This is a genomic window from Planococcus kocurii (genome assembly GCF_001465835.2).
GTDB lineage: Bacteria > Bacillota > Bacilli > Bacillales_A > Planococcaceae > Planococcus > Planococcus kocurii.
The window spans coordinates 2861201-2874041 of sequence record NZ_CP013661.2 but is presented as its reverse complement, the minus strand read 5'-3'; the positions used below and the strand labels follow the sequence as shown (position 1 = coordinate 2874041).

13 protein-coding genes are annotated in these 12841 nt (G+C 39.3%); 2 read left to right on the top strand and 11 right to left on the bottom strand.

The features are described 5' to 3' along the window. Positions 1–6: 6 nt before the first annotated feature. From AUO94_RS13930 to AUO94_RS13910, 5 genes are all read right to left on the bottom strand, one after another. Positions 7–867 (bottom strand): NAD(P)-dependent oxidoreductase, encoded by an 861-nt coding sequence (locus AUO94_RS13930; RefSeq protein WP_058384790.1) that lies wholly within the window; start codon positions 865–867, stop codon positions 7–9. Between the two features lie 193 nt (positions 868–1060). After that, positions 1061–2281 carry a hypothetical protein gene (locus AUO94_RS13925; RefSeq protein ID WP_058384789.1) on the bottom strand — a complete coding sequence of 407 codons (1221 nt, stop codon included), beginning with the start codon at positions 2279–2281 and terminating at the stop codon, positions 1061–1063. Further along, positions 2278–3432, bottom strand: a complete 1155-nt coding sequence (locus AUO94_RS13920; protein WP_058384788.1) for a DUF58 domain-containing protein — start codon at positions 3430–3432, stop codon at positions 2278–2280. Before AUO94_RS13920 ends, AUO94_RS13925 begins: the two co-directional genes overlap by 4 nt. Continuing rightward, on the bottom strand, positions 3433–4368 hold the full coding sequence (locus AUO94_RS13915) for an AAA family ATPase (RefSeq protein ID WP_058384787.1): 936 nt from the start codon (positions 4366–4368) through the stop codon (positions 3433–3435). Between the two features lie 30 nt (positions 4369–4398). After that, positions 4399–4587, bottom strand: a complete 189-nt coding sequence (locus AUO94_RS13910) for a hypothetical protein (protein ID WP_058384786.1) — start codon at positions 4585–4587, stop codon at positions 4399–4401. Between the two features lie 218 nt (positions 4588–4805). On the opposite strand from AUO94_RS13910, the gene AUO94_RS13905 reads away from it, so the two are divergent. Next, the gene (locus AUO94_RS13905; RefSeq protein ID WP_058384785.1) at positions 4806–5420 is read left to right on the top strand and encodes a CPBP family intramembrane glutamic endopeptidase; all 615 of its coding nucleotides are present in this window, start codon (positions 4806–4808) and stop codon (positions 5418–5420) included. Positions 5421–5480: 60 nt separating this feature from the next. After that, positions 5481–6191, top strand: coding sequence for a hypothetical protein (locus AUO94_RS13900; RefSeq protein ID WP_058384784.1), 711 nt, complete (start codon positions 5481–5483; stop codon positions 6189–6191). Positions 6192–6260: 69 nt separating this feature from the next. On the opposite strand, the gene AUO94_RS13895 is transcribed toward AUO94_RS13900, so the two are convergent. The 6 genes from AUO94_RS13895 to AUO94_RS13870 all read right to left on the bottom strand — a co-directional run bounded on the left by AUO94_RS13895 (position 6261) and on the right by AUO94_RS13870 (position 12793). Beyond that, complete coding sequence (locus tag AUO94_RS13895; protein WP_058384783.1) at positions 6261–6704, bottom strand: MarR family winged helix-turn-helix transcriptional regulator; 444 nt, start codon at positions 6702–6704, stop codon at positions 6261–6263. Between the two features lie 78 nt (positions 6705–6782). Then, entirely contained in the window at positions 6783–8132 is a 1350-nt protein-coding gene (locus AUO94_RS13890; protein ID WP_058384782.1) for a TrkH family potassium uptake protein, read from the bottom strand. Positions 8133–8303: 171 nt separating this feature from the next. Further along, positions 8304–9500, bottom strand: coding sequence for an anti-sigma-I factor RsgI family protein (locus AUO94_RS13885; protein WP_058384781.1), 1197 nt, complete (start codon positions 9498–9500; stop codon positions 8304–8306). Further along, the gene (gene sigI, locus AUO94_RS13880; RefSeq protein ID WP_058384780.1) at positions 9500–10246 is read right to left on the bottom strand and encodes an RNA polymerase sigma-I factor; all 747 of its coding nucleotides are present in this window, start codon (positions 10244–10246) and stop codon (positions 9500–9502) included. The genes AUO94_RS13885 and sigI overlap by 1 nt, the downstream gene beginning before the upstream one ends. Positions 10247–10694: 448 nt before the next feature. Next, the gene (locus AUO94_RS13875; protein WP_058384779.1) at positions 10695–11492 is read right to left on the bottom strand and encodes a TerC family protein; all 798 of its coding nucleotides are present in this window, start codon (positions 11490–11492) and stop codon (positions 10695–10697) included. A 221-nt stretch (positions 11493–11713) separates the two neighbouring features. Beyond that, positions 11714–12793 carry an SDR family oxidoreductase gene (locus AUO94_RS13870; RefSeq protein WP_058384778.1) on the bottom strand — a complete coding sequence of 360 codons (1080 nt, stop codon included), beginning with the start codon at positions 12791–12793 and terminating at the stop codon, positions 11714–11716. Between the last annotated feature and the right edge of the window lie 48 nt (positions 12794–12841).

The following is a 12841-nucleotide window of genomic DNA, read 5'->3' as shown; positions in this document are numbered from 1 at the left end:
GTTTTTTTATGATCGATAATATTCTACTAAAGCTTGCGTACCTTGTTCTTCGTGACCTTGTGCTGCTACTTTTTCATACATGCTTAGAGATAAGCGAAGACCCGGTAAATCCAATCCCCAGTTTTCTGCTTCTTCTGCTGCAATTTTCATATCTTTTATAAAATGCTTGATGTAAAAACCGGGGCGGAAATCTTCATTAATCATTTTAGGTGCTAAGTTTGACAGTGACCAGGAACCGGCTGCGCCTGAAGAAATAGAACGCAGTACACGTTCAGGATCTAATCCCGCCTTCTCTGCATAAATAAGCGATTCACACACCCCAATCATTGTGCTGGCAATGTTAATTTGGTTGCACATTTTGGTATGTTGCCCTGAACCAGCAGGACCTTGAAATACGATATTTTCACCGAATAAGTTGAAAACTGGAGAAATCTGCTTGAAAATTTCTTTTTCTCCACCTACCATAATCGATAATACGCCATTTTTAGCACCGATATCGCCACCAGAAACGGGTGCATCCAGCGCATGGAGACCTTTTAGCGTAGCTGCTTCAAAAATTCTTTGGGCCAACTGTGGCTGAGAAGTGGTTAGGTCCACAAGTATCGTTCCTTTTTTAGTATTCCCCAACAGGCCTCGCTCACCAAAATAAACTTCTTCAACATCAGCTGGATAGCCCACCATAGTGAAAATGAGTTCACAGTTATTCGCTACTTGCTGAGGTGAATCAACAAGGAATGCACCGGCTTTTACTAAGCTTTCCGCTTTTTTAGCAGTTCGTGTAAAGATTGAAACCTCGTGCTCATGGTCGAGCAAATGCTTAACCAAACTACTGCCCATCACGCCAGTTCCGATAAATCCAATCTTCATATGTAGTTCCTCCTTTTGTATATAGCTTCAGTTTAGCAAACATCTTTAGGATATTCACTTATGTAGATACAAGAACTACGCTCTCGCTTATTAAGCGCAAAAAAGAAGCCGATCCGTAAACGGACCGACCACAAAAGGGGGAAATGAGAATGTTGCTGTTGTTCAAGTATACTATGCCCGACTTGAAAACAAATTAAACATTTTTATTCAAATAGTGATTTTTTATTTTTTCAATTTCAGCGATAAAGTTTGAAGCTTGTGATTCCGGCAACTGTTTATCGCCATATCGGACGCGGTCGTAGGTTTTGTAAAAAGAAGCTGATACGTCCCAATCCATTCGTGCTATCCACTCTCGGACTGTCTCGTGACTTTGCCGTTCTAGTTTTTGCTCTTTGGCCATTAGTTCAAGACTGCGAAAAACTTCTCTAATTTGATGCAAGTCCCTGCTAGCTGGCGATTCCTTAGCAGTCGATACGAACAGTTCTGTAGATAAATGATCATGCCTTTTCATACGGATTGTGCTTTTGGGTACAGGCGTTTCTGAATCCGGCTTAATTTTTCTTAGCCATATTATCAGTACTACTGCACTTATGACCATCACGATTCCTAAAAGAATTTCAATTGGAAAATCTGACGGCATTGTTTCACTTACCATAGTTTCACGTTGCCCTGTTTCCTCATCGGGACCAAGTACCTCTAAGGTTTCTTGCATTTCTTCTTCTGTTGATAAGCCTGCTAAAAATTCATTTACCTGCTCAAGCAATAACGCAAGTAACCAAAATACAACCCGTATCATTCCTCCCACTGCCCATCCGGCTAATCTCCGAACATCATCAGCTATATAAAAGATGCTGATTGCTACCACGGAAGGAATGCTGACGAGAAGTCCAAACACACTCGCTACTTGGCTAAATTTTGCACCGGTTTGTCTCGTATGAAGATAGCTATAGAGCAATTGCGCACCCACATAAAATAAGATGGCAACAGGTACGATGGAAAACAGGAGGCGACTTGTTTGCTGGTTTGGATTTAGCAGTACCAATGTCCAGCAGATGCTAAAAACTACGGTGAATTTCATTAAAAAATAGTGACCGTAATTGAATTCTTTGTAACGTACTGAATACCGTGCATGAAGCAAGTAAACAGACAGCATCCCTAAAATAGTCGCCAACCATAACGACATACCCATTGCCCACATACTTACTGTCGCAACAGTGGAAAGACCGATCCCTCCTACTAATTGATACGAATACCTTGAAAAAAGGAGGTACGAACTAACGGAGACTAGCCATGCGAGCAACAGCCAAATCCAAGCTACAGACAAGGCTCCTTGTGTATCAGCAAAAACCAGAACCAACGCAATGATAAAAGCATCTAGCATAAAGTGAATGGCAGATGGCAAGCGTGATGTCATGCCAAATCACGTTCCTTTCTGCTTGGCAGTACGGTCAATTCTGTTTGACCACTCCATTTCGTAATAAAGCGTAAAGCGTCACTTGGTGTATCAGTTAATAGATAAGTCGTATAAGGCAGTTCTATATGCATATCCAAATGTCCCAGCATTGTGCGATAAGGCAGTGTAGCATTATTTTTGGAAATAATCGATAGCAGTTCTAACGCCTGTTGTCGTTGCTTTTGTCCGAGTCCTGTAGACAAATATAAATAAGGCATTTTACCGGCTGAACGAATATTAACTGCTACTGCATAAGGCACACCGGCGCTAAAGCAATTCTCAATATAACTAGCCAATTCTTCAATTCTATCTTCTAAATCATGGATGGTGCCATAAAAGGCTGACACGTTAAGCGCAAAGAGCATTGATTCATTAGCTACTGTCGAAAAAATTTTTGTCTGGTATTGCTGCATTCTAACACTGGCTTTCCAATGGATTTGATTGAATTGGTCTGTTGATACGTAATCCCTCGTACCAATTGGCTGAAAGGCATCATCAAACAAAGTATGTTGCAAATTGAATTGACCCGGTTTTTGACGGGACGGCGTATACCGAAAAGGGTATTTTTGGAGTTTTGGAAAGACCAGCTGCTCATGTAAAATCGCCGGCTGATACTCCAGAGTTATGCTGCCTTCTCCAAAAGGATGAGCAATGAGTAGCTCCATTTTCTGAATACGCGACAGTCCTCTTCTTTTACCTGTAATTGGCACATCAATTTCAATTGTCTGCTTACTGCCAATGGTAAAAGGAAGATCAACTTCTACTAAATCTCCATAGCTCACTGCACTGTCACCTTTCGGCTCTACAGCATCATGAAACCAAATTTTCAATTGACCGTTCCAAATAGGCAAGCCTTCATTTTTAAAAACAAGTTCCCAAGAAGAATCTCCTCCATAAAGAAGACGCTTACGTATGCGGTTGTTTTGAAAAACCAATTTCTTGCCGGCTCGGTCTAAATAGAGAATTTGCAACCCCACTACTGTTGCTGCAAAACCGATGACAGCTGCAGCTAAAAACTGTAAAAATATCATTGCCATAAAGAATAAGGCAATTAATAAGCCCAATACCCATTTCATATTTTTCGTATCGTCAGCATGACGCATCCACACCATCTAAAACGCCTCTACCGGTGAAGCAACAGAAGTGGAAATTTCACGTAAAATAGCTGTGGGCTCCTGAATGAGCATACCTTCAGCTGTCAGCATTAACCGATGGACCGCGACGGGTTCGAGTATATACTTTACATCATCTGGCGTTACGAAATTTCGACCTTCGATAAATGCTCTTCCTTGAGCTGCATGAACAAGTGCCAGAGCCGCCCTAGAACTCAAGCCAAGTTCAATTGATGGATGTTCACGTGTTGCGCGGACAAGTGAAACAATATACATCTCAATGTCTTCGTGAACTGCTACTTTACTCGCTTCAATGCGCCATTTCCGAACATCTTCAACTGATGCCACTGGTAGAATTTCTTTTTTATGGGAAACGTTATCTCGAAAATTCCGAATGATAGACAACTCTTCTTGTTGATTTGGATACCCAATTTCTAGGCGAAACAAAAAGCGATCCAGTTGTGCCGCAGGAAGTGGAAATGTTCCTTGTTGCGATTCCACGGGATTTTGTGTAGCAATGACGATAAACGGATCTGGCAATTGTATAGTCTCTCCATCAATGGTCGCCTGTTTTTCTTCCATCGATTCCAACAGGCTTGACTGCGTTCTAGGTGTCGCCCGGTTAATTTCATCCGCTAGTAGTAAATTAGTTTGAACTGGGCCAGCCCGTAATTCAAATTCCTGCGTCTTCGGATTGAAAAAACGAATGCCTGTCACGTCTGACGGCAAAACGTCTGGTGTAAATTGAATTCGCTGAAATTGACCAGCAAATGACCCCGCAAATGCTTTAGCCATCCACGTCTTACCTGAACCGGGTACACTTTCAAGCAGTACATGTCCCCCTTGAATCAACGCGATTAACATAAAATCAATCTCTTTTTCTCTACCTACTACTAATTGATTTAATTGTGTTCTAGCCTGTGTTAATTTCTCCACATTGTCCCCTCCGCTTCTAATTACGCTTTCTTATTTCGACGGTTCTTCGGTGTAGATATAACTGGTCGTTCCGTGATGATAGGCTGTGCCTTTAAAATGCTTAAAATCCTCACGTTCAATCAAAACCTTGCGGAATTCTAGAAAATCTTCTTTTTCAATTGTAATAGATTCGATTTCACCATTTTTTAACGCTTCGAGTTGCTCGTTATAGTCAGTCATGAATTGTTCTCCTTTTGTCTTAGTTTTACTAATTCCTTCTGGTATAATACTAAACGGACGCTACTATTCTATTTAGCACATACTGTACGAGACTGTCTTAAGACATGTCAAAAAACACCTGTACTAGAATTAGTATACAGCAAGAAAACAAGTCGAACACCTTTGTCTTTACTGAGTCATTAAAATGGAATACGGCTTTAATTTTTAGGAGGATTTACATGATTAACTTTTTAAAACAGCATCCGTTGATTTTGATGCTGCCGCTAGCTTTCTTTTTATACAATTTAGCTTTTGAAAATACTGCTATTTTTTGGTATATGTACACATTTGCGATGCTGATATTAATGTCTCTCGCTATTATATTCGTTAAAATTTTTGATGAGCTTGTTACGTGGAAATCTTTGGTTTACGGATTAGTCTTTGGAACACTTCTTTACGGGCTCGTTGCTGCCGGATTTCAGCTATTACTATTAACACCTTTCAATATAGCTGGATCTGTCAAAAGTTTTCTAGCAAATTTTGCACCTGTTACGATTTGGCACTACCTACTATTAATGTTTATCATCGTACCGGGTGAGGAAATTTTTTGGAGAGGACTTGTTCAGCAGAAGTTTAAACACTATTGCTCGACGCCACTGGCAGTTTTAGCGAGCTCTGTTTTGTTTGGTCTGGCGCTGGCATTAGGTGGATTTTGGCCAGGAGCTTGGACTGGAATCATCACAGGATTGATTCTTGGTTTGCTTTATGAATGGAAAAGAAGTTTACCTGTTATCATCGTTTCTCATTTGGTTATGATCGTCTTGTTATTTTTGATTTTCCCACTAGCGATTTAAAGTGAAACATTCCTCTTTCTGGGACGTCTACTAGACAAACCGATAGGAGGAATTTTTTTTATGAAGAAGAACTTATTTTTATTCTCATCCGCTCTAATGATCGCTATGCTATTGGCAGCTTGTGGAACTGCAGCTACTGTCGAAGAAGACACTGAGCCAGTAGAAGCACCAGCTGAAGACACCAATGCAAGCGATGACGAATCAGTTGAAGAAAGTACTGAAGACACCACTACAAGCGATGACGAATCAGTTGAAGAAAGTACTGAAGACACCACTGCAAGCGATGACGAATCAGTTGAAGAAAGTACTGAAGACACCACTACAAGCGATGACGAATCAGTTGAAGAAGCTGCAGGTACCTTAATTCAAAGCGATGAACAAAACTACGAACTGCATGTCTTAGATGGTTACGAACTAACAGCAGAAGAGCCAAACAAAGATTCACTGTATGTTTCGGATAATTCAGCCGTTTTTATGAGAATTGAGACGTTTTCTTCTGAGGACATCGATTTTGCTTCTGCAACAGAAAGCATGAAACAAACCTTAAAAGCTGTTAATCCAGATACAGAAGCAGTTGAAGCCAGTAATTTCGATGGTGCTAACTTTAAACAATCCGCGGCCTTCGAAGTGCCAAGTACTGAAGGCAGTGTAACCGGGATTGTTTACGAAAACGATAAACTGATCGTGCGTCTAACTATTTTTGATGACAACACGGTTAACGCAACAGAAGATTTTATTTCTATGGGGAAAACGATTCAATCAGTTGAATAATGAGTACTCCAATAGAGACATCCATCAATTCAAAAAAGGCCATCCAAAATTTGGATGGCCTTTTTTGAATTAGTATGATAAATCTTTGATCGACAAACCTAGTTTTTTCATCAATTCAATGGCTTGCTCTTTTTCTTCATTCGATAACGCTTCCGTCAATTCATGCAATTTTTTTTCATGTTCCGGAAAAATCTGTGCCATGAATTCTTTACCTTGCGCTGATATTTCTGCATAAGTGATACGGCGATCACTCGGACAATTAACACGCGTAATATAGCCTCTTTTTTCGAGTTTATCAATAACGTAAGTAATAGAACCACTTGCTAGTAATATTTTGCCACCTATTTTTTGAAGTGGTTGTTTCCCTTTATGGTACAAAAGCTCTAAAACTGCAAATTCAGTTGGATTTACGCCACTCGCCTGGAAAAATTGATTGGTCTGTTCAGTAATTGCTTTATGTGCACGCGACAGCACAATAAATAATTTCAGAGATTGTTTGATTTCTTCGTTCATCCTATTCACTCTTTCCGCTGTTTAAGCTGCATTGCACTAATTATAGTCTTTTTCTTCTCAAATGACACCTTCCTGGGTCTACCCGATAATTACGCGTTCTTTCGGATAGTGGAATTTAGTTGGATCTGTTTTACCGCCAATTGTGAAGAGGAAAGAAATCAGTCCAACACGCCCAACAAACATTAAAGCCATGATGATAAACTTCCCGATTTCTGACAAATCACTTGTAATGCCTAAAGACATTCCACATGTTCCAAAAGCAGAGGTGATTTCAAATATGATTTCCACAACCGTAGCAGTGGGCTCCGTAATAAGAAGTGCAAGGGTCGCCGCAAAGACGATAAAAAATGCCAAGAAAATAACTGCGAACGCCCGAAAGACATCAATTAGCTCAATTTCGCGCTTGAAAATTTGAATGGTATTTTTTCCTCGTGCAAAATTAATCAAAAACAAAATCGCGATTGCAAAAGTAGTTGTGCGAATACCGCCACCAGCTGAACTTGGAGATGCACCTATAAACATTAAGGCACTCATAAAAACATTTGTGGCGTCACTGAATTGCGTGATGTCGACTGTAACCAAACCGCCTGATCGAGAGGAAACCGAATGAAAAATCGACGCAAATATCGATTCATGCCAGCTCATCGATTTAAACGCTTTTACTGATTCTAATAAGAAAATACCGATAGCTCCAACTGCTAGTAACACTGCAAATATACTCGTTGTGATTTTTGTGAAAAGAGAAAAACGAAAATATTTTTGCTTATTCGAAATAAATTCCTTTAGTTCAATTAATACCGGAAAACCAATAGCACCTAAAATAATGAGAATCATGTTAATAATTTGGACAAAATAATCATTAAAATACGGCATTAACGATTCGCCTGTAATATCGAATCCTCCATTAGTGGTGGCTGTAATTGAACCAAATACACCATGTAATAACGCTTCTTGGAATGTTGGAAAATACTGCGTAAAATAAATTGTCAGGATAATTGCACCGACCGCTTCTATTAGCAACATAATTTTCACAATTTCGCGAATCAGTTTAACAACGCCCGCCATACTCGATTGATTGTGATCAACCATGATTAATTGGCGTTCACGTAACCCAATACGTTTACCCACAAGAAGCCAGAAAAATGTTCCGATGGACATAATTCCAATGCCCCCAAGTTGCAAGATAAACATTAAAACAACGATACCAAATACTGTATATGTTTCCACAACATTAATTACGGATAAGCCCGTTACACTTATAGCACTTACTGCAGTAAACAAGCTATCAATTAAGGGGATGGTCATCCCTGGTTTATGGACATTTGGTAACCTCAATAATAAGAAGGAAACAGCAATTGCCACAAAATAATACGAAACAATAACCTGTGCAGGTGTTAGATTTCGTACTTTTTGAAATGAATTATTCATAAGACATTGATTCCCTTCGGCGTTTTACTCTCTTCTCATTCTATGAAAAGATGAGACAAAAAGAAAGAGAAATCGATAATCTATTTTAGTTGGTCCAATGAACAAGCTTTTAGCAATTCAAAAACAATACCTTACGTCCTCTAGAACAGCTGTCAGTGCAAAGAAAAAAATTTACTCTTTGTCTTTTGGTTTATGTTCTGCATTCGGAGATACATCTTTATTCTTTTGTTTATAAAGCTGGTCTTTATTGCTTTGTTCAGGATTTTTTTCATTGTTCTTTTGGTCGTTTGGTATTGACTGAGACTTATTTTTAATAGTAGTTGATGAATTCTTTTTCTGTTCTACAGCTCTGTTGTTTTGCTGCTGTTTCTGTGTCTCTTTCTGTTGGTTTTTTCCCGTAGATTTTTCTTTTTGAACTGGCTTTACCGGATCTATTTTTTGCTGTTTTTCTATAGGAGCGCGAGTTTCAACTTTATTGAGAGACTTTGATGGATGGATGTTTTGTGTTGCTGTTTTTTGTTGTTGATTTGCTCGGATAGACTGATTTTCATTTTTCTTTTGAACTGCGGGCGAATTCGGTTTCGGACCTACTACTGGCTTATTTTCCTTCTCTTTTTTGTTTATGTCTTTGGTGTTATTCTGTTTTTTGTGTTCATTCTCTGCTTTATTTTCTTTTGTAGGCATTTCTTCTTTTTCCTGATTTGAATCGTTTACTTTAGGCGATTGCTGAATTTCCAAAGTTTCAACTTTATGAATCAATTGTCCGACAGGCATTTGGTTTTCTTTTGAATGACGCCATTGTTCTTTTGTGGCTCGCTTTAGTTGAATTGCCAGTTGTTCATTTTTCACATCTGAAGAAACCGCCATAACAACTTTCTTTATAGACTCGTCGGTTTTGTTGTCATTTTCTTCGACTGCAGTAATGGTGATTTGCTTTGTTCGTTCTGTGACTGCCAGCTCAAAGACCCGATCCAATACAACATGAAGAGAATCATTTTCCCAACCGCCGAGTTGTTCAATCAGCTGTTGCCCATCGCTATTTAGTTCACGGATAGATACAACCTCATAGTCATCATTTATCCCTAGTTCTATGCCTGGATTGATTTGAACTTGGACATAGCCAAATGCTTCTTCAGCGGGAAACACCAAAACAGAAACGAACAACGCAACAGCAGCTAGAGCGGCTGTTAGAGGAGCCATAACGGGCTGCCGATAGATTGCTCTTTTCTTATCAGCTAGATCAAACAAAACTTCTTCTCCTAGTACAGGTTTACCCACAGGCAGTCCTTTAACGATTCGACCATCTTTCAATAGAAAAACAGAGCGATTGTCATTCAATTCAATGCATATTCCCAATTGTCTCCGCATTAGTTTAATCGCCCCTTCAAATATTCTTTTAAAAAATGCAAATCGCTCATCTGCAGTAAAGCCATTGCAATTATGTATTTTCGATGGCGCTCTATCGTTTTGCGCGACACCTTTACGAGCGTTTCAATGTCTTTGATTGGCAACTTTTTCTTGTCCATCAAGTATTGTTTATACTCATCAGTTTCGGCTACTAACTGGGCAATTTGAATAGAAGTAAGACGTGTATCTTGATGAACTGGAGACACTTTTACCAGTATTTGAAAAGATAAGCCGAATTGTTGAAGCATTTTTTCATACAGAAATATTTCTTCACTTCTTTTCTGATTTTGCTGTTCGATCGAATAAGCCATAGCTGCAGCATGATCAGCAAGGCCATTATGTGCTTCTGGCTCTTCTGCTGTCATGAAGTCGTGGCTAAATTCATCTCTTCGGCTTTCTTTACGTATAAAATCAATTAGCCGTCTGCGAATAACGAGGTGAGCAAATGTTAGAAACGAAGCATTATTGGTCTGATCGAATTTTTCAATTGCTTCGTTGAATGCAGAAAGTGCAATGCTGTATTCATCATCATGGTCATCGATAAATCGCTTGCATACTTGAGAAGCTGTCTTTTTCATAAAAGGTGAATAGGAAAAAAGCAACTCATGCAATACTTGTTCATCGCCACCTTGTGCTTGCAAAACCATTATTTCAGCATCAGACTTTTTGTTGCGTCCGAACCTTCCACCTAATAAAGCTAAAAGCACACTATTCACCTCTTCTCTAAGTCACTGCCTATAGTTAATTGTAACTTTGGAATGCGTGTTTGAAAAGAGGTGGACTTTACTGTTCTTACCATTATTCGCTTTTATAGTTATTTTTTTGTCGGTCTCTACACATGTTGTATGAATGATGATTTTTTGTGAAACAATCGCGGGGTATCCATATAAATACTTCCCTTTTTATTCACCTTATTTATTGTCTTGCTGCAATTTGTCAGTAAAATGCCGACAGAACGGACTGAGGTCTACTTTGACGGACACTTTAGCGGACACAGCCAGGTTGCACCGTCTTCATTATCATCAACGATGCTATTTTTTTCATTCTCTGCGGCACTACAAAAAAACAGACAGAGAAAAAGAGTTCCTTTTTCTCCGTCTGTTTTATGGTAGAGGCTGATGTGACAGCCCCAGCTTTTATTCTTTAAAACCGTCTTTATTTTACTTCTTGTTCTTTAGCTTGCTCTCTGTTCTGCTTGACTCCAAGGATTCCCCCTACCACGACAATGCCGAGTAATACTGACCAGAATACCAATGTCCAGCCTGTAGAGTGTGGGAAGTCAGTAGGCAAGATACCGACGTTTTCGTGAGATAAAGTCATCACTAGCAACTTTACTCCAACCCATCCAACAATAACAAACGCTGCTGTTTCAAGTTGCGGGTATTTCTCAAGCAATTGTACGAATTTATGTGCCGCAAATCGCATAATGATTACACCGATCAATCCACCGGCAAGCATAACCATAAACTGACCTGAGTTAATGCCACCAATGTCATTAACGCCAAAAACATTTAAATGTGGCAATGTAACTGCTAAAGCTACTGCTGCTAACATTGAGTCGATAGCAAAAGCAATATCGGCTAATTCCACTTTCAATACCGTCATCCAGAAACCTGAACCTTTTTTCTCAGGTTTACCATCAACGCCTTCAAGGATTTCATCTGTATCTCCCTTGCGTTGATCGTAGAGACTCTTAATTGAAATGAACAATAAGTAAGCTGCTCCAAGTGCTTGGATCTGCCAGATATTTACGAGCAACGTGATCATGAATAAGGCTGCAAAACGGAACACGAATGCTCCTACCAATCCATAAAACAACGCTTTTTTCTGTTGTGCTTTCGGTAAATGCTTAACCATTACCGCCATAACTACTGCATTATCTGCAGCTAATAATCCTTCAAGTCCTACTAAAACGAGTAGTACCCAAGCATATTCTAATAAAACTGCTTCCATTCTGCTTTCTCCTCCTGTTTTTTGCCAACAAAAAAGACCCTTGCCTAAATAAAGGCAAAGGTCTCGCTAAGCAAATTTCGTTTGCTATCACAACCGATGGCTACTAACCATGTATTGACGACTGTGAAATAGGTTTCCCTATAGCTACTCCCCCTTGACTGAAAGTCAAAGTGTATTGAGTTGTAATGTTAGTATAGCATCATTTCAAATCCAAAGAAAGTTTAACGGATAGCAATTTGAAATTTTTTGTCATTTTTATGTACGTTGTAAAATTCAACCATTGCAGGCATAGTCGCTATAAAATCTGCACAGTAAATACCGCTTCCTGCCAATAAATTTTCCGCTTTTTGTGTATCAAAATCAGCTGACCACGTTAAATAATCTAGGGTTTCAATTTCGACACCCAATCCTCTTCTTACGAAACCAATAGACAAAGACATCTTCGCTAAGCTATGAGGCACTCGTCCTTTGGGATTTTTCCCTGTCATCAAATGGACCATACCACGATATATTTCTTCCACAGGATGGGGATTGGGATCCGTTAAATGAACAGTTTGTCCGGCAGCGGCTGCCAATTCACTAAGATACATCGATGCTTCCAAAATATAATCGATCGGCACGACATTTAGATACGATTTGGAACGTCCAACGAATGGAATAATTGGCAGAAATTTTACTCGATCAATTAAATTCAAGAAAAAGTATGGACCATCAAATTTAATGGTTTCCCCTGTAATCGAATGTCCACGGACAATGCCTGGTCGAATAATTGTGACAGGTACTTGTTTCTTCATCTCATTTACTAGTAGTTCTGCTTCGAACTTCGTTTCTTCGTAAAAGTTTTTAAACGCTTCTGGTCGTTGCAATTGGACTTCATAAATAGTTCCTTGTCGATTTCCAGCTACATAGGCTGTACTGAAGTAAACATAGCGTTCTACATTTGGCAATTCTGAAACGAATTCATTCACATGACGAGTTCCTTCCACATTGACTTTCCATGCCAAATCTCTTGGAACTGCCAAGTCATAAATAGCCGCAAGATGCCAGAATGTCACCTCTTTCTCCTGTAAATACTCTTTATCAGCCTTTTTAAGATTTAATCCACTAATAGTGATATCTCCTTCAATCAGCTGGATCGTTCGACAATTTGTTTCTTTTTCGATTCGCTTGGCTTCTTTTTCTGCCTTTGTTCGTTCCGACGATAGGATAATGGCAGAAATCGCTTTATTTTGCTGTGCATGTTTGTACATCAATTGACTCGCAATAAATCCAGGAAAACCAGTAAACACAACTTCTTTCATAACTTCAACCCCTTTTTTAAATCATACTAAATTTTCCATCAATATGTT